This window comes from Corynebacterium nasorum, assembly GCF_030229765.1.
GTDB classification, from domain to species: domain Bacteria; phylum Actinomycetota; class Actinomycetes; order Mycobacteriales; family Mycobacteriaceae; genus Corynebacterium; species Corynebacterium kefirresidentii.
The window spans coordinates 191,039-207,354 of sequence record NZ_JASPGY010000004.1 but is presented as its reverse complement, the minus strand read 5'-3'; the positions used below and the strand labels follow the sequence as shown (position 1 = coordinate 207,354).

The window sequence follows — 16,316 nt, the reverse complement described above, 5'->3', positions numbered from 1 at the left end:
GGGCATGACTTCTGCATCCGCCCGTGGCCTGGCAACCATTACCCATGACGGCAGCGTCTTGGACGTCTGGTTCCCAGCCGTTTATACCGATAAGACCGTAGAGACCACCGAGACCAAGCGCTTGGAAGAGGTCCCTCAGCAGTTCTCCGCGCTGGCAGGCCCAGATGAGGAGCGCGGCGTGGCCCGCGTTGCCGTCGAGACCTCCATCAAAGATCTGGATGACGCCCCCGTCGATACCTACGATGCTTACCTGCGCCTGCACCTCCTTTCTCACCGCGCGGTCAAGCCGCACGGCCTGAATATGGATGGCATCTTCGGCCACCTCAATAACGTGGTTTGGACTAACTATGGCCCCTGCGCCGTCTCCGATTTCCAGATGGTGCGCGGCCGCCTTGCCTCCCGCGGCCCGGTCGTTGTCTACTCCGTTGATAAATTCCCGCGCATGGTGGACTACGTTGTGCCGTCTGGCGTTCGCATTGGCGACGCGGACCGCGTGCGCTTGGGCGCCCACCTTGCTGAGGGAACCACCGTCATGCATGAGGGCTTTGTGAACTTCAACGCCGGCACCTTGGGCGCCTCCATGGTGGAGGGCCGCATCTCCGCGGGCGTCGTCGTGGGCGATGGCTCCGATATCGGCGGCGGCGCGTCCATCATGGGCACCTTGTCCGGCGGCGGCAAGGAGGTCATCTCCATCGGCGAGCGTTGCCTGCTCGGCGCCAACTCCGGCATTGGCATTTCGCTTGGCGACGACGCCGTGGTCGAAGCCGGCCTCTACGTCACCGCCGGCACCAAGGTCACCGTCTTTGGCAAGGTCGCGGAAGCACTGGGCGTTGATAATGGCGAGAACGTCAAGGGTTCCCAACTCTCCGGTGCCTCCGGCATGCTGCTGCGCCGCAACTCCGTCTCCGGTGCGGTTGAGGCCGTGGAGTGGAAGGCCGAGGCCGTCGCGCTGAACGACGAGCTGCACAAGAATTAATACCCCCGATTCCTATAGACCAATCGGGGAAAATATGATGGAGGAGTGACTGATAACTCCTCCTCCCTCGGTTCTGGTCTGAAGGTCCGCCACCTAACCATGATGGGGCTTGGCTCCACCATCGGTGCCGGGCTATTCCTCGGCACCGGCGTCGGTATCTCCGCCGCTGGGCCCGCCGTGCTCCTCGCCTATATCATCGCCGGCTTCCTGGCCATTTTGGTGATGCAGATGCTGGGCGAGATGGGCACCGTTATCCCCGCCTCCGGCTCTTTTTCCGAATATGCCGAACATGGCATCGGCCGCTGGGCGGGCTTTACCCAGGGCTGGATTTATTGGCTAGCCACCGTCGCCGTACTCGGCGCCGAAATCACCGGCGCGGCCGGATTCATTGGCTCCTGGTTCGACGTCTCGCCGTGGATCCCCGCAGCTATCTGCGTGGTCCTCTTCGGCGTCATCAACCTGCTGCGCGTGCGTAGTTTCGGCGAATTCGAGTATTGGTTCGCGCTTATCAAGGTCGTCGTCATCGTGGCCTTCCTCATCATCGGCGTGCTGCTCATCCTGGGCCTCCTGCCTGGCCATTCTTTCATCGGCACCTCCGTCTTCCTCGAAGACGGCTTCATGCCCAATGGCCTCGGCGGCGTCGCGGCCGGCCTTTTGGCCGTAGCCTTCGCCTTCGGCGGCATCGAGGTCGTCGCCATCGCCTCTGCCGAATCCGAGGACCCCGAAAAATCCCTGGTCAACGCCGTGCGCTCCACCATCTTGCGCATCTCCGTGTTCTACTTGGGCTCCGTTCTCGTCATCACGTTCCTTCTGCCTTATTCCATCTTGGGAGGTGCCTCCACGGCCGCAGAATCGCCCTTCACCATGGTCCTCGAGCGCGCCGGCATCCCGGGTGCGGCCGGCATCATGGAGGTTGTCATCGTCCTTGCGTTGCTTTCCGCTTTCAATTCGCAGATCTACGCCTCCTCTCGCATGATGCACTCGCTGGCCTCCCGTGGCGAGGCTCCACGCATCTTCACCACCACCAATAAAGACGGCGTACCCACCACCGCTATTGCCCTGTCCGTCCTACTCTCGGCCGTCATGGTGGTGCTCAACTACGCCGATACGGGTTGGCTTCTTACCTTCATGCTCAATGCCGCCGGCGCCTCCCTGCTCATCGTGTGGGTATTCATCGCCGTCAGCCAGCTGCGCCTGCGCCGTCAGCTCGAAGCACTCCATCCCCTTCCCATCCGCATGTGGGCCTTCCCCTACCTGACTTGGTTCGCCCTCGCGCTCTTTGCGGCCATCGCGGTGCTCATGCTTACCGACGCCACCGCCCGCACCCAACTCCTCTCCGCCGCCGCTATGTTCGCGGTGCTCGCCGTCGCCGGTGTCATCAACTCCAAGGTTCGCGGCATTGACCCCACCTCCACCCTGCCGTTGACTTAGCCCCTCCCCTCCCCGCTGTCCCTCCTCCCTCTGCCCTTCGCGCTCACCGGCGCGAGAATGGACGTCTCTTTTCGTCTCCCAGTGAGCGCGAGGGGGTGAGGTGCCCAACGCTCCGCCCGCCGCGCTCACGGGGAGCGAATGGGGACGTCGGAAAGCTCTGCCGGTGAGCGCAAAGGTCGTGGGCTTTCCACCGCTCCCCTCGCGCTCACCGTGAACACGGGTCGCTGCCAAAGGGCGGCTGCCGGTGAGCGCGTGGGGCGGTTATCCACAGCGTTCCAGGCCACGCGGCGGAAAATCGAGCCCCGTCCCTGAGTTATCCACAGGTTGCAGCGGGAAGCGTAGCCATCACGCACTGCGGCCGTTTACGTTTATTTCCATGGGGGAATGGACAACCGCGGAACTGCGTGAGCAGGGTTTAAGTAAAGAGGCGATTCGCCGCAAGGTGCGTGAGGGCAAGCTGTACCGCGTGCATCGGGGGATTTATACCGATTCGTGGACGCCCCTGGCGGTGGCGCGGACCTTGGCGCATGGGCTCAGCCGAATCCATTTCACCGGAAAGACTGCACAAGAGATTTATCTCGGCCGGCAGCTAACCTTTCCGTTGGAAGCAGAGGGACCTCGTACATTGAAGGGAAAATGCTTCCGAGTTTCGCACTCGCGTCTCCGGGCCACACACAAGGTCAACGGCCTACCGGTGGTGCAACCGCTATGGGCTGCACGCAGAATTTCGCGCGCATGTAGGCCTTTATTGGAAGACTACTACCAAGGAAAGCACGGCCCCAACCGCCTAGAAGAGGACCGTCGGCGAATGCGGCGCGTCCCGACGCCTCTTAAAGAGGCTATACGACACGCTGCTATAGGCGCGGATAGCTCACCGGAACGCACGCTAAGCAGGCAGCTGCGCGCAGAAGGTATCTTCCCCAAGCACAATGTTCTCATCGCCGGCTACCGCTTTGACCTGAAGATTGGCAAGCTGCTGGTGGAAGTTGACGGCTGGGAATACCACAAGCACAGTGTGGCCTTTCAAGCTGACCGTTCCAAACAAAACGCGGCTGTAGCCCATGGTTATACCGTTTTGCGTTTTACTGCCGACGACATCATCCACCACCTCAACCAGGCCGTTTTGCTCGTCAAGGCCACGTTGGAAGTGCTCAAAGGCGGTAGTCCGCAGCTCCCTACCTCAGCCACTGTGCCCTATTGGCAGTGGCACCTGTGCGTATAACCCTTGCCTTAGTGACAACTTTCCTTTACACTAGGTAATGTAAGAACGACACCCCGTAAAGGAGACCAGATGGCCGAGCACCCCAACATGGTCCGCAAATGGCGCCGCTGGCTCGAATTATCACAAGCTGAACTCGCCAGAAGAGTTGGCGTCTCCCGCCAAACCATCGCCAATATCGAACGCGGCAACTACTCGCCCTCCGTGCACCTCGCGCTGGATATTTGCCACGAACTAGGAAAAACCGTCGAAGAAATTTTTGGAGCTGAACAACATGATTAACGCCATCGCCAATTACTCCCTCAAGGAAATCGATCGCGCGACTCGCGATGAGTTCGAACGCGACACGCTTTATAAGGCCTGCGTAATCGGAATGACCCCAATCTCGTTCCTCGAACTCGTCGTCGCCGCAATTCTCGCCTGGGTCCTTCCTGGCCAAATGTCCATGCTGTGCTTCCTCGCGCTCGTGCCGTCCATCGTGGGCAACTTCATCGGTTCTGCTTGGATGCGCAAGCGCGTGGCCACCCCAATTGTTAGCCGCAATTGGACGGCTATCGCTGTCTACCTCATCCCTCTTATAGTCATGTTCGCCGGCATTGCCTTTAACGCCTACGCGCCTGCCGACGGCCACGACCCCGTCTCCTACCTCATCGGTACCGCAGTCGGCGCCATTGCCGTGCTCGCCCTCACCCCCTTCTTTCGTCGCCGCCAGCACCGTCGCGACCAAGCTCGCCTCGATGCCGAGTTAGAAGACTAGTTTCACTCCGGCACCTCACCCCGCCCTTCGCGCTCACCGCGGACGGCGGGTTTTCTTTGTTTTCGTTCCCCGTGAGCGCGGCGGGAGGTACTGTCTCCTTCGCGCTCACGGGGAGAAAGAAAAATCCCCGCCAACCTGCGCTGGTGAGCGCGGGGGCGGAGAGGAAGAAAATACGGGACCTAGCTAGGCCGGCTCGGTTTCCTCGACAAGTTGCGGCGTCTTCGGCTGCGAGCGGAAGGTCCACAGCTTGTTCAAGATAAAGTTAATCGGCATAGCGACAATGATAGAAATGGCCGATGCCCAGTACACCTTTGTACGCAAACCGGTCGAATCATCCAGAATGTCTGAGGGCAAATGCAGCGGCGAAGTCGGATTCATTAACAGTGTCGCCACAACTTGACTTACGATAAAAGCTCCAATTCCAGCGAGAAGGAATGGGAAGAAACCGCGCAGCCAAGACACCTTCGCCACCGATCGGAAAGTCCACATGCGATTCAGCTGGTAGTTCCAAGTGTTGGCGACCAAAAACGCAATGGTCAAAAACACATGGTACCAACGGATATGGAAAACAGAGCCGAAGAGATTGATGAAGGGATCATCCGCCTCGATGCCGCCAGACCACCAAGTAATCTTTCTGCACAAATAGACCACAAAGAGATTAACCGCGGTACCGGAGCCGCCAACAATGCCGAATTTGAGAAACTGCCCAAAATTGGACACAAAGCGCGCGACGCTGAGGTCTGCCATGGGCCGCCTTTCTAGCCAGTGATTTAATAACTACTCGATTGTAGTTCTTAAGTCCTGCGAACTGAAAAATTGACGCTCGGATTGTGATAGAGGATCTATAAAAGAGATAGCCTCATGGAGTAGGGCGAGCGGGGCGCGAAAATCATAGAGGTCGAGCTTGCGCGGGGCGGGGTACGTGTCGTCCCCGAGAAGCGGGTGCCCCAGATGATTAAGCAGCACGCGCAGTTGGTGGGTATGGCCGGTGCGCGGCCACATGGTCACCTCCCGGCCGGCGGCGCGCACATACGTAGAGGTGGGCGTGCCATCGGAAGCAACGAGCACCTGGCGCGAGCCGCGGGGCTTGTGCATGTGCAGGGTGATTTCCCGATCCACATAAAGCGGCCGCTTGACGACGCCCCGATACCTCTTCACCGCACTCCCCTTGCCAAAGATGCCCTGGTAAGCGGCGCGTGTGGCGGGATTGCGAGAGCAAAGCACAAGGCCGGCCGTCAGGCGGTCTAGGCGATGCAGCGGCACGATATCGTCGTCGCCAAAATCTACGCGCAGGCGGGTTTGCAGCGTTTCGCGTTGTAATCGGCCATTGGTGGTCGTGGGCAGAAAGTGCGGCTTATCGGCCACGATGAGGTCGCGGTCGGCGTAGATGACTGAGTAGTCGAAAGGAATGGGGCGCTCGGCAGGCACAGTGGGGTGATACCAGGCCGGCACGGGACGCGGCAGCTCGGCCCCAGCCGGCAGCAAAGCCCCAGGTGGATAGGGAGAATCGCCGGCGCGAGCGGCGAAGTACTCCCCTTTTTCGGGCACGTGGCCGCGCAGGACCGTCTTGCGCGGGGATATGCCCTCGCGTGCGGGAGGCCTGCCGGAATTAGGCACCGGCGAGGCGGTCTACTGCAACATCGATGCGCTCATCGGTGCCGTTGAGACCAATGCGCACGTGCTTCTCGCCTGCTGGGCCATAGAAGTCACCAGGGGCGGCGAGGATACCTCGCTCGGCAAGCCAGTCGATGGTCTCGCGGCAATTCTCGCCGCGGGTGGCCCAGAGGTACATGCCGGCATCGGAGTGGTCGATGGTAAAGCCGGCGTCGATAAGCGCGTGCATGAGCACCGCGCGACGGGAGGCGTAGCGGTTGCGCTGAAGCGTCTCGGTGTCGTCGTCGTTAAGCGCGGCGACCATGGCGGCCTGAATGGGCCCTGGAACGATGAGGCCGGCGTGCTTGCGCAGCAGTAGCAGCTCGTCGATGAGGTCGTTATCGCCCGCGAAGAAGCCGGCGCGGTAGGAAGCCATATTCGCGGTCTTGGATAGCGAATGCATGGCAATCAGCCCGGTGTTATCTCCATCGGTCACGCGCGGATCGAGGATGGACACCGGCGGATTATCGTCATTCCAGCCCAAGCTCATATAGCACTCATCGGAGGCGATGATGGCGCCGGTCTCGCGCGCCCACGCCACGATGCGACGCAGCTCCTCCACCCCGAGCACACGGCCCGTGGGATTGGAAGGCGAGTTCAAAAAGACTAAAGAGGCGTCGTGGAAATCAGAATCCGCGCGCAGCGGAGTCGCTCCGGCAAGCAGCGCGCCCACCTCGTAGGTGGGATAAGCCACCGAGGGGAAGGCGACGGTCTCGCCGCGCATGCCCAAAAGTGTGGGCAGCCAGGCGATGGCTTCCTTGGTACCAACCACCGGCAGTACGCGATCGACCTGCATATTGTAGCGGCGGGTTAGCGCGGCGGCGATGGCCTCGCGCAGCTCCGGGGTGCCGGCGGTCTGCGGGTAGCCGGAGGCCTGCGCGGCTGCGGTCAACGCAAGCTGCACGCCTGGGGCTACTGGGTCAACGGGGTTGCCCACCGAGAGGTCAACGATTCCACCTGGATGGGCCTGGGCCTTCTTCTTGGCGCCGGCCAGCGAATCCCAGGGGAAGTCTGGAAGCGTCTTTCCTAGCGGTGTGCGTGCCATGTCTTACTCCTGATTCTGTGGTGGAAGCGCGGCAATCATCGGGACGTCAAAGTCCTGTGGCCCAAGGGCCGCCGCTCCGCCTGGGGAGCCCAAGTCATCGAAGAAGGCTGCGTTGGCGTCGTTGTAGTCCAGCCACTCATCGGGAACGTCATCCTCGTAGAAGATGGCCTCGACCGGGCAAGCCGGCTCGCAGGCGCCGCAGTCCACGCACTCATCCGGGTGGATGTAGAGCATGCGCTTGCCCTCGTAGATGCAGTCAACAGGGCATTCCTCAACGCAGCTGCGGTCCATTATGTCAACGCAAGGCTGTGCGATCGTATAAGTCATGGAGATTCCTTGAAACTTCCTGATGTCTCGGATTTGGGATGTTTAACAGTATGTCACTTCTGCTTGAAAAATGGCCAAACGCCCCCGCCTATACCGGCCAAAAGCAGGAGCAGGCTGAGAATATTATTGGCCAAGAGCATGTCTCCTGTCATCGGCACGAGGAGCATGAAGGCAAAAAAGCCCAGGCACCAGACGATGAGCGGGATGGCGCTGACTACCGGCGTCCGGCTCCACAAGCGGGCGGTGCGGGTGAGCACGGAGTTGAACCACCACGCAATCACAATCGTAATGGGAAAGGCTACGCTCGCCCCATTCGATAGCGGGATGCGGGCGGTGAGATAAATGACCTCGAGAAATACCGAAAGCAACGCGCCAATAGCCAACCACACCAGGCCGGTTACCTGCTCGCCGCGGCTAAAATCCGTGCGCATCACAGCCCACCGAGCAAATCATCGGCCGGCTCGCCTTGACCCAGTTGGAAGTATTCGGCAGGCAGCAGCGGCATAACTAGCAGATTGGACAGGCCAAAGGCGCCGGGTACACGCTGAGGTTCATGGAGCGCGGCCACAGCGGACGCGGGATTGGTGCGGGTGGTGGAGCCATCGGCCAACCAAATTTGGGAGGCGTGAGCGCGCATGGCGCGGCGCTTCGCGTCCAGGGCGGCATCAGAGAGAGCGACAGTGACATCAGCCCCCTCGTTGGTGAAATTGTCCAAGTAGTCCTGGCTGGGCTTGGTCCATCCAGATGGGGCATCGAGGGTTTCCAGGCCGGCGTAGTTAGCGGCGCGTTCAAAAATGCCGTACCAAATGCGCACGCTTGGCGACGCCGCCTTCATCACCACCTTATGTACCGCAATGTGATCCGGGTGGCCATATCCGCCATCGGGCCCGTAGGTCAAAATGGCGTGGGGGTCAATTGCTTCGAGCTCGTCACCGAGGGAATCGGCAGCCTCATCGATACGATTGACCAGCGCGCGCGAATTTTCGTGCGAGGGTGAGCCCGCCATGCCGGAGTCACGGAAGTGACCGAAGCCGCCCAACTGGATTCCCTTTACTCCAAGAGCCTCCAGTGCGTTAGCCAATTCGCGAGCGCGAAAGCCGCCGAGCTGATCATGATCGGCCAGACCCTGATAGGGCTCACCAATAACCTCGCCGTCCTCGCCCAAGGTGAGCGTAATAACGGTGACCTCGGCGCCGCGTGCGGCGAGGCTCGCCAGGGTACCGCCCATAAAAAGGGTTTCATCATCCGGGTGGGCATGGACTGCCACCACGCGATAGCCGGTTAAATCCTTAGTCTTCATCTATCCTCCAGCGGGGCGCGGTGATAAGACCCCCGTCCCAATCATCAATGCTTTGGCCGGGGCCTACAATACCCTTCCCGAGCGCGTGGATACGCGTCTCATCCATCAACGGCACGTAGAGCGCTTCTTTAGAGTTCACTTCTCGAATGCGGCCGAGCGCCTCCTTCGGGCTCATGGTCCCGGACAAGATTTCCTCGCGAATCTCGTCCGCATTCTCCGGACAGATTCCGGACAAATCGCCTGCCAGTGGTTGTTTATTATCGCAGCTAAAGATATTTGCCGCGGCCAACGAGTTCAAGGAGATATCTTCCCAAGTAACCACGGCATCCACATCGCCTTCTGGCAAAAGCTTGGAGGTTATTGTGGTCAGGCGCTCGGAAACCACCTCGGCATCTATCCCGTGGGCTTCCAGAACATCGTAGAGGGTATTTGCCGCGGCCAAGGCAGTGGGGCTAGTAGGATCTACCGCAAAGCGAATCGGTTTTTTGCTGGCGCGTGCGCGCAACGCAGTAAGATCCGTGTCTTTGCTTATAGGGTTATGTCCGGGCTCCAGATTGGAAGCGCGGCCGGTGGCCAAGCGGGCGACCTGATCCGTATCAATCAGTGAGGCTAATCCGCGGCGCTCTGCCCTTTCTTCCAATGCGCCTTCTGCAGTAGACATATGCAGGCGCAATTGGCGTGGGCGAGTAAGTGCTTTTTCAGAGACATGTCCTAAAAGACCCAACGCCTCCTCTGAGGTTTGGTCCGGAGTAAAGTCCGCGAATCCGATCTGTCCGGAGCGCAGCATATTCAGCGCTTGGGTGCTATCGCGCACCTCACTGAGCTGGATGACATCCACTTGGGCCGGATTAGCGCCCCAGAACCGATCATTTCGGTTCAAGGTAATGACTCCGCGGCCGCGGTCCACGCTATCGACAAGGAAGCGTCCGGCCGATGCCGGAATCTTATCCGCTAATGCGGAGCCGAAATTATCATCTTGCAATAAGTGCGAAGGCAGTAGGTTATGGAAGAGCAGGTGCCAGTCCTTAACCTTCTGGGAAAAATCCACCGTGACTACGCGACCACCATCAGAGGTATTCACGGCCGAGATGGCGTGGTAGCCAGCGGGATCTCGTACACCGGCGGTCGTGGTCATCTGCTTCCACAAGTAGCTAAAGTCCGCGCCAGAGATAGGCGTACCATCTGACCACTGCGCAGGTGAAGCAATAACGTAGCGCACTCGCTGCGCTACCCCCTTGGGGGCATTTACCTCGGCGGCGGATTCCAGGATATCGGCGTCCCTCTGACCGCCGTGGAAGGTTGAAGGCAACACCAGTTCCGCAATCTGGTCCACCAGCTCGGAATTATTGGCCACCAAGTGCGGGTTTAATCCCGCGCGCAAGGGATCTACGCCCACTGAGATAGTAGGACGCTTGGCGGAATCGGTGTCTTGGGGTGGCTCTTCTTGCTGTTTTGCAGTGGTGGTGGCCTGATCCTCTTGCAGCGCGGAGGCATTATCCTCCACCACCGGTGGAGGGCCAGGGTTAGCCGCGCAAGCGCTTAAGAAAACAAGGCTAGCGGCGCTCAGCACCGCCGCCATTGCCGACGCCGCGCGCCTTGTTGAAGCCGGATTCTTTTTCATCGCGGACTACTTTAGTCCCTCTACCCCGCCGGAACGAAGATATTCGGCGCTAGACTCAGGCTCAGACCGCAACTTTGAGGGAGGCACCATGCTGATTTGCCAAGAAATGTTCCTGCTATTAACTAAAGACAATGGCAAGAAAGAAGACTGGGTGTCCAATAATGAGGCCGCCCTACGCGCTACCGTCCTCGCGGACCTACTGCTGGGCGGGCACGTCGAACTTGCGGAAAAGAAAAAGGTAGTAACTACCACCCAGCGCCCAAAGAACCCAGTTTTGGCCTGGGCATGGGAGGAGTTACAGCAGCACAAGACCGCCAGTACGAAGGAGCTCTTGGAAGCTTCTTGGTTTACCCCACGGGAAATCATCGCCTTGGATTTCCACGCGAATGGCCAGCTCGACATAGAAAAAGCCAAGTGGTGGCAATGGGGCGGCGACCGCTACATCATGACGGACTTGGAATTAGAGCACCAACTGCGCGAGCGGCTGGTCGCGGTGCTGGAAGCACAACGTCCAGCCGAGGTTAATGACGTCATCATCCTCGATATCCTCCGCGAAGTCTCCGGTGCCTATACTCTGCTCAAAAATGATGCGGAGGGTATGAAGCGACGGGAAATGCGGGCACGCATTCAGGAGATCAAAAAGGAGGTGACATATGACAAAACCGCCTCCTCAGCGGTTAAGGCCGTAGTAGAGGAGGCGGCAGCAGTAGCGGCAGTGGTTGCCACTTCAGCGGCAATCACTACCACCTAAGGCGGTGCTCACTACTTATTCATCTGCTTCGCGCGAGCAGCCGCACGCTTGCGGTCGGTAGCGGAAAGCTCTACCTTGCGCACGCGCAGGACGTCCGGGGCGACCTCGACGCACTCGTCGTTGCCACAGAATTCCAGTGCTTCTTCCAAGGAAAGGGTGTGTGCCTTGGCCAGGGTGACCGTGGCCTCCGCAGTAGCGGAGCGCATATTGGTCAGCTTCTTTTCCTTGGTGATGTTGATGTCAATATCCTCATCACGGTTATTGGCGCCAACGACCATGCCCTCATAAGCCTCGGCGCCCGGCTCGACGAAGAAGTTGCCGCGGTCAGCCAACTGCGTCAGCGCGTACTGGGTGATCTGGCCGGTGCGGTCAGCCACCAGGGAACCGGTCGGGCGGGACTTGATATCGCCGGCCCAGACATCCAGGCCGTCAGAGATGGAGTTAGCGATACCGGCACCGCGGGTCTCGGTCATGAACTGGGTGCGGAAGCCGATGAGGCCACGGGCAGGAACGCGGAAGATCATGCGTACCCAGTCGCCCTCGCGCACATCCATGGCCTGCATCTGGCCCTTGCGGGCGGCCAGCAGCTGGGTGATAGCACCTTGGTGCTCGGACGGGGAGTCAATGGTGAGGATCTCGTATGGCTCGTAGGTCTTGCCGTCGATTTCCTTGGTCACAACCTGCGGCTTGCCAATCGTCAGCTCGAAGCCTTCGCGACGCATGGACTCAATCAGCACGGACAGCGCCATCTCGCCACGGCCCTGTACCTCCCAAGCGTCGGGGCGCTCGGTGGGCAGCACGCGCAGGGAAACGTTACCGATGAGCTCTTGCTCCAAGCGGGCCTTGACCATACGCGCGGTGAGCTTATCGCCGCCGCCCTGGCCTGCCATCGGGGAGGTGTTCACGCCGATGGTCATGGAGATGGCCGGCTCGTCTACGGTGATGCGCGGCAAAGCCTCAGGGTGCTCCGGATCGGCGATGGTGTCACCAATCATGACGTCAGAAATGCCGGAGATAGCCACGATGTCACCGGCGATGGCTTCCTCGGCCGGCTGACGCTCGAAGCCGACGGTGCGCAGCAGCTCGGCGACCTTCACGGTCTTGGTGTGCTGGTTGCCATCCTCGTCGTAGTGGATCCAGGCCACCTGCTGGCCCTTCTTAATGCGGCCGGCGTAGATACGCAGCAGCGCGATACGGCCTAGGAAGTCGGAGGCGTCCAGGTTGGTCACGTGCGCCTGCAGTGGGGCGTCGACGGTAGCGGAAGGCTCTGGGAGGACGTTATAGATGACGTCGAAAAGCGGCTGCAGATCCTCGCCCGCAGGGACGTTGCCATCGCCTGGGTTCTCGGTGGAGGCAACGCCGGCGCGGCCGGAAGCGTAGAGAACCGGCAGGTCCAGCAGCTCCTCGGCGGCGGCTGCAGCTTCCTCATCCTCCAGGCCGGCGGCGATTTCCAGCAGGAGGTCCTGGGACTCGGAGACAACCTCGTCGATGCGGGCATCCGGGCGGTCAGTCTTGTTCACGCAGATGATAACCGGCAGCTTGGCTTCCAGTGCCTTGGTGAGCACGAAGCGGGTCTGCGGCAGCGGTCCCTCGGAGGCATCGACGAGCAAGACGACGCCATCCACCATGGAAATACCGCGCTCGACCTCGCCACCGAAGTCGGCGTGGCCTGGGGTGTCGATAACGTTGATGATAAGGTCCTGGCCGTCCTTGCCTAGGCCCTTGCGGTGAATGGCCGTGTTCTTGGCCAGAATGGTAATGCCGCGCTCGCGCTCCTGATCATTGGAGTCCATGACGCGGTCCGTGTGTTCACCGTGGTCACCAAAGGCGCCGGACTGCTCCAGCATGCCGTTGACCAGGGTGGTCTTGCCATGGTCAACGTGCGCGACGATGGCAACATTACGGAACTCGGTATTACTCACTAGTGGGGTTCTCCTTCGGAGGATCTACAGCGCTTGCGCGCGCGAATTTGATCTTGAACGAGCTCCCACGATACCCCCTTAAAGGGCCAAGTGCAGCATTGGGGATGGCTTTACCCCGTAACGCACCGTATAGGGAGAGCGAGAATTCTTATAGATTGCCAAAATACTTGACACTGTCCTTGCCATCACTATCGTTACTGTAGGTAATATTGTTACAAATGTGACAACTGGGGTTTAACTCCCTTTCCCGAGACCGCACCCAAGGAATTGATAACGTGAGCCACGCCCGCACCACTTGGCGCCTGTCCGGCCGTACCGGTTATATCGCCGCTGCCACGGCCGCGCTCATCGGCCTCGCCTCTCCGCTCGTCGCCCCTGCGCAGGCATCCGCACCGGATCTTTCTTCCTTAGTGCAGCAGGCATCGACCCATAGCCCGCTGGACGAGCTCGGCCGCCCCAATCAGGAAACCCAGGACCGCATCCGCGCTTTTGCGGCACAACCTTGGATTCCCGAGGATGTTCGCAACGCTATTCTCTCGGGCCTCGCGTTCTTCGCCGGCGGCGGCGATGGCAAGGGCGGCGTGGCTATGCCGGAGGGCAATAACCCGAATTTCCGCCAGTTTTATTGGCCCACGGTCTCCGCACATTGCATCGGCGGCACCAGCGATGCCATGGGCTCGGCCATTGCCGTACCTGGCCCCACGGAAATGCCAGCACCTGGTGCACAACCCGGCGAGACCGTCTTCCTCTTTACCGCTCTTGGCACCCCTCCGGCCGCGCGCGAGCAGGGCGGAATGAATGTGCAGTGGTTCAACCTAGATACCCTGCGCAGCGGCATCACCCCGCTGAATAACAATGGCATCAACCAGGATGGCCCCACCACCTTGTCCGGCACCGCCCAGACCGGCAAAGGCACCGTTATCGCGCTTCTATCCGGCGGCGTTAATACCCAAGAGTCCCACTGCAAATTCGCCCCCACTGCCGCTTTCCTTGAGGTGAAGTAGATGGCGGTGGACCTCCATCCGGTCAAGCGCGAGACCTTTAATACCATCGATTACACCAATACCGACCCCAAAGGTTTCCTGCGCGAGGTCGATACCTACACCGAAACCGAGTTTGGTCTGTACATGGCCCGCGGCGCCGATCACCCACGCTTTGGTTACCTAGAATCGTGGCTGCTACCCGGCCTTAACCTGCGTGCCAATATCTTTCACTTCCGTCCGGGCGTAGACGTCCACCAAGATTTTTATATCGACGTTGCCGAAATCCAGCGCGATGGTGCGCTCTGGACCACCCGCGATCTTTATGTGGACCTGGTCGCAACGCGCGACGAGCCCATTTCCGTCCTCGATATTGATGAGCTCTCTGCCGCCACCTCCGCTGGCTTGATTACTGCCGAGGAGGCAGAAAAAGCGATCGACACCACCCTAACCGCAGTGGAAGGCATTACTCGCAGCGGTGACGATGCGATGGCTTGGTTGGCACATCAAGGGATAAACTTGACGTGGTCCGATGACATTACCCTAACCCCAGAAGGATAATCTATGGCCGGTGGCCTATTTGCGCTGCTTGACGACGTCGCTTTGATCGCCCGCTCCGCAGCTTCCAGCGTTGACGATGTGGCCGCACTCGCGGGCAAGACCTCGGTGAAAGCCGCTGGTGTTGTAGTCGATGATGCCGCGGTAACCCCGCAATACGTCGAAGGTATTAAGCCGCAGCGCGAGCTGCCGATGATTTGGCGCATCACCAAGGGCTCGCTTATCAATAAGCTCGTTATCATCTTGCCCATCGCGATGATCCTCTCCTGGATCGCGCCGTGGGCACTCACGCCTATCTTGATGTGCGGCGGTACCTACCTTTGCTTCGAGGGTGCCGAGAAGATCTTGCACCACCTTCTTCCCCACCGAGAAAAAGAAACCGAATCAGTCCAGGAAAAGGGTGCCGACGCCGAAGACAGCTTGGTCAAGTCCGCGATTACCACTGACCTCATCTTGTCGTCTGAAATCATGGTCATTTCCTTGAACGAGGTCATCGACCAGCCGTTCTGGATGCGACTCGGGGCCCTCATTTTCGTCGGCATCTTATTGACCTTGGGTGTCTACGGCGCCGTGGGCCTATTGGTCAAGATGGACGATATTGGCATGGCTTTAAATGAGCGCCACAATGGCAAGTCCACGGTGGGCAACGCGCTTGTCAAAGGCATGCCCATTGTGCTCGATATTATCGGCATCATCGGCACCGCCGCGATGCTATGGGTCGGCGGCCATATCGTGGTCAAGGGCCTGCACGAATTCGGCATGAATCAGCCGCACGAATTCATCGTTTCCGTGACCGAAAAGATTTCTAATGGCGCCCTGGCTTGGCTGGCAGAGACCGGCATGTCCATGGTTTGCGGACTGGTTCTCGGCACGGTCATCGCCACCATCGTCATGGCGGTCAAGGCCTCCTTTGGCGAGTCCTCGGCCTCCTCTGCCAAGCAGGCGGAGGCTTAGGCTTAAATCACCACAGCCCAGCAGCTACATAAATAGCATGAGCGATACCGCCATTACGGCCATGCCGGCGATCAGGCCATAAATGGCATGGTGATGCTCGCCGGTTTCTTCGGCGGTGGGCAAAAGCTCATCCAGTGAGATAAAGACCATGATGCCGGCGATGGCGGCGAAGCTGATTCCCATCGTGGCCGGCCCAATAACCGGCATGAGAAGGCCGAAACCAATGAGTGCGCCAATCGGCTCTGCCAGTCCAGACAAGGTGGCCCACCAAAAGGCCTTCGTGCGTGATCCGGTTGCCTCCCGCAGCGGGACGGCCACCGCGATGCCTTCTGGGATATTGTGAATGGCGATTGCCACCGCCACCGGCACCGCGATTTCCTTAGATTCCAGGCCGGATAGGAAGGTCGCAAACCCCTCGGGGAAATTGTGCAGCCCCAGCGCACAGGCGGTAAATACGCCAGTTTTCATCAGCTTTTTGCGGCGGGCTTCTTCAGCCGTCGTAGCCGGCTCATGGGGATTGATCTCTTCCGGCACGAGCCGGTCAATGATGGCGATAACGGCAATGCCAGCAAAGAAGGCACCGACGGCGGCCCAGGTGCCAGCGGTTTCTCCCCCGAGGGCGTCGGAAAGCTGGGACATGCCTTCGGGGAGAATCTCCATGAAGGAGACGTAGAGCATGACCCCGGCCGAAAGACCTAGGGCTGCAGCCATGAAAGCCGGGCCCGGCTGGCGCTTTCCCACCGCCAAGGCTCCGCCAATCGAGGTCGATAGCCCCGAAAGCAGCACCAAGGCGAAGGCGAAAGCAAAAGTACTAAGAGTCAT

The 16,316-nt window shown here is 59.9% G+C and carries 18 protein-coding genes and 1 pseudogene; 10 read left to right on the top strand and 9 right to left on the bottom strand.

Annotated features, from left to right (window positions below; genetic code table 11):
• Positions 1–4: 4 nt before the first annotated feature.
• The 6 genes and pseudogenes from dapD (at position 5) to QP904_RS05920 (ending at position 4,383) form a co-directional block, all read left to right on the top strand.
• The gene (gene dapD / locus QP904_RS05945) at positions 5–976 is read left to right on the top strand and encodes a 2,3,4,5-tetrahydropyridine-2,6-dicarboxylate N-succinyltransferase (RefSeq protein WP_200287775.1); all 972 of its coding nucleotides are present in this window, start codon (positions 5–7) and stop codon (positions 974–976) included.
• Positions 977–1,075: 99 nt separating this feature from the next.
• Positions 1,076–2,407, top strand: a complete 1,332-nt coding sequence (locus tag QP904_RS05940) for an amino acid permease (protein WP_234288193.1) — start codon at positions 1,076–1,078, stop codon at positions 2,405–2,407.
• 376 nt (positions 2,408–2,783) lie between these two features.
• Positions 2,784–2,879, top strand: a pseudogene (locus QP904_RS05935) (type IV toxin-antitoxin system AbiEi family antitoxin domain-containing protein); the annotation flags it as partial.
• Between the two features lie 276 nt (positions 2,880–3,155).
• Positions 3,156–3,629 carry an endonuclease domain-containing protein gene (locus QP904_RS05930; RefSeq protein WP_284835731.1) on the top strand — a complete coding sequence of 158 codons (474 nt, stop codon included), beginning with the start codon at positions 3,156–3,158 and terminating at the stop codon, positions 3,627–3,629.
• 69 nt (positions 3,630–3,698) lie between these two features.
• On the top strand, positions 3,699–3,908 hold the full coding sequence (locus tag QP904_RS05925) for a helix-turn-helix transcriptional regulator (protein WP_023021845.1): 210 nt from the start codon (positions 3,699–3,701) through the stop codon (positions 3,906–3,908).
• Positions 3,901–4,383: a SoxR reducing system RseC family protein gene (locus QP904_RS05920; protein ID WP_023021846.1), complete on the top strand. Its 483-nt coding sequence runs from the start codon at positions 3,901–3,903 to the stop codon at positions 4,381–4,383. Before QP904_RS05925 ends, QP904_RS05920 begins: the two co-directional genes overlap by 8 nt.
• Before the next feature lie 183 nt (positions 4,384–4,566).
• On the opposite strand, the gene QP904_RS05915 is transcribed toward QP904_RS05920, so the two are convergent.
• The 7 genes from QP904_RS05915 to QP904_RS05885 are packed head-to-tail and all read right to left on the bottom strand — an operon-like array spanning position 4,567 to position 10,329.
• Positions 4,567–5,130, bottom strand: coding sequence for a GtrA family protein (locus tag QP904_RS05915; protein WP_005323549.1), 564 nt, complete (start codon positions 5,128–5,130; stop codon positions 4,567–4,569).
• A 30-nt stretch (positions 5,131–5,160) separates the two neighbouring features.
• Positions 5,161–6,000, bottom strand: a complete 840-nt coding sequence (locus tag QP904_RS05910) for a pseudouridine synthase (RefSeq protein WP_284799327.1) — start codon at positions 5,998–6,000, stop codon at positions 5,161–5,163.
• Complete coding sequence (dapC, locus tag QP904_RS05905) at positions 5,993–7,081, bottom strand: succinyldiaminopimelate transaminase (RefSeq protein WP_259824394.1); 1,089 nt, start codon at positions 7,079–7,081, stop codon at positions 5,993–5,995. Before dapC ends, QP904_RS05910 begins: the two co-directional genes overlap by 8 nt.
• 3 nt (positions 7,082–7,084) lie before the next feature.
• Complete coding sequence (fdxA, locus tag QP904_RS05900; protein WP_005323553.1) at positions 7,085–7,408, bottom strand: ferredoxin; 324 nt, start codon at positions 7,406–7,408, stop codon at positions 7,085–7,087.
• Between the two features lie 53 nt (positions 7,409–7,461).
• A complete protein-coding gene (locus tag QP904_RS05895) occupies positions 7,462–7,839 on the bottom strand; it encodes a hypothetical protein (RefSeq protein WP_259824481.1) in 378 nt (125 codons plus the stop codon).
• A complete protein-coding gene (locus tag QP904_RS05890) occupies positions 7,839–8,708 on the bottom strand; it encodes a PIG-L family deacetylase (protein ID WP_284835703.1) in 870 nt (289 codons plus the stop codon). The genes QP904_RS05895 and QP904_RS05890 overlap by 1 nt, the downstream gene beginning before the upstream one ends.
• Positions 8,698–10,329 (bottom strand): ABC transporter family substrate-binding protein, encoded by a 1,632-nt coding sequence (locus QP904_RS05885; protein ID WP_034656438.1) that lies wholly within the window; start codon positions 10,327–10,329, stop codon positions 8,698–8,700. The genes QP904_RS05890 and QP904_RS05885 overlap by 11 nt, the downstream gene beginning before the upstream one ends.
• Before the next feature lie 88 nt (positions 10,330–10,417).
• On the opposite strand from QP904_RS05885, the gene QP904_RS05880 reads away from it, so the two are divergent.
• Entirely contained in the window at positions 10,418–11,080 is a 663-nt protein-coding gene (locus QP904_RS05880) for a GOLPH3/VPS74 family protein (RefSeq protein ID WP_259824397.1), read from the top strand.
• An 11-nt stretch (positions 11,081–11,091) separates the two neighbouring features.
• Here QP904_RS05880 and typA read toward each other — a convergent pair whose 3' ends face one another.
• Positions 11,092–13,002: a translational GTPase TypA gene (gene typA, locus QP904_RS05875; protein WP_086588097.1), complete on the bottom strand. Its 1,911-nt coding sequence runs from the start codon at positions 13,000–13,002 to the stop codon at positions 11,092–11,094.
• Between the two features lie 275 nt (positions 13,003–13,277).
• Here typA and QP904_RS05870 point away from each other — a divergent pair, with 275 nt between their 5' ends.
• Genes QP904_RS05870 through QP904_RS05860 form a run of 3 tightly spaced genes read left to right on the top strand, consistent with a single transcriptional unit; the run spans position 13,278 to position 15,494 of the window.
• Positions 13,278–14,006: an Rv1157c family protein gene (locus QP904_RS05870; RefSeq protein ID WP_239208040.1), complete on the top strand. Its 729-nt coding sequence runs from the start codon at positions 13,278–13,280 to the stop codon at positions 14,004–14,006.
• On the top strand, positions 14,007–14,543 hold the full coding sequence (locus QP904_RS05865; RefSeq protein ID WP_284835702.1) for a ribonuclease FAU-1 family protein: 537 nt from the start codon (positions 14,007–14,009) through the stop codon (positions 14,541–14,543).
• Positions 14,544–14,546: 3 nt separating this feature from the next.
• Positions 14,547–15,494, top strand: a complete 948-nt coding sequence (locus tag QP904_RS05860; protein WP_284835701.1) for a DUF808 domain-containing protein — start codon at positions 14,547–14,549, stop codon at positions 15,492–15,494.
• Between the two features lie 24 nt (positions 15,495–15,518).
• Here QP904_RS05860 and zupT read toward each other — a convergent pair whose 3' ends face one another.
• Positions 15,519–16,316: a zinc transporter ZupT gene (zupT, locus tag QP904_RS05855; RefSeq protein WP_259824401.1), complete on the bottom strand. Its 798-nt coding sequence runs from the start codon at positions 16,314–16,316 to the stop codon at positions 15,519–15,521.

Coding starts and splice junctions, on each gene's coding strand:
- dapD (WP_200287775.1), top strand. CDS start 5: ATGACTTCTGCATCCGCCCGTGGCCTGGCAACCATTACCCATGACGGC.
- QP904_RS05940 (WP_234288193.1), top strand. CDS start 1,076: ATGATGGGGCTTGGCTCCACCATCGGTGCCGGGCTATTCCTCGGCACC.
- QP904_RS05925 (WP_023021845.1), top strand. CDS start 3,699: ATGGCCGAGCACCCCAACATGGTCCGCAAATGGCGCCGCTGGCTCGAA.
- QP904_RS05920 (WP_023021846.1), top strand. CDS start 3,901: ATGATTAACGCCATCGCCAATTACTCCCTCAAGGAAATCGATCGCGCG.
- QP904_RS05915 (WP_005323549.1), bottom strand. CDS start 5,130: ATGGCAGACCTCAGCGTCGCGCGCTTTGTGTCCAATTTTGGGCAGTTT.
- dapC (WP_259824394.1), bottom strand. CDS start 7,081: ATGGCACGCACACCGCTAGGAAAGACGCTTCCAGACTTCCCCTGGGAT.
- fdxA (WP_005323553.1), bottom strand. CDS start 7,408: ATGACTTATACGATCGCACAGCCTTGCGTTGACATAATGGACCGCAGC.
- QP904_RS05895 (WP_259824481.1), bottom strand. CDS start 7,839: ATGCGCACGGATTTTAGCCGCGGCGAGCAGGTAACCGGCCTGGTGTGG.
- QP904_RS05890 (WP_284835703.1), bottom strand. CDS start 8,708: ATGAAGACTAAGGATTTAACCGGCTATCGCGTGGTGGCAGTCCATGCC.
- QP904_RS05885 (WP_034656438.1), bottom strand. CDS start 10,329: ATGAAAAAGAATCCGGCTTCAACAAGGCGCGCGGCGTCGGCAATGGCG.
- QP904_RS05880 (WP_259824397.1), top strand. CDS start 10,418: ATGCTGATTTGCCAAGAAATGTTCCTGCTATTAACTAAAGACAATGGC.
- QP904_RS05865 (WP_284835702.1), top strand. CDS start 14,007: ATGGCGGTGGACCTCCATCCGGTCAAGCGCGAGACCTTTAATACCATC.
- QP904_RS05860 (WP_284835701.1), top strand. CDS start 14,547: ATGGCCGGTGGCCTATTTGCGCTGCTTGACGACGTCGCTTTGATCGCC.
- zupT (WP_259824401.1), bottom strand. CDS start 16,316: ATGACTCTTAGTACTTTTGCTTTCGCCTTCGCCTTGGTGCTGCTTTCG.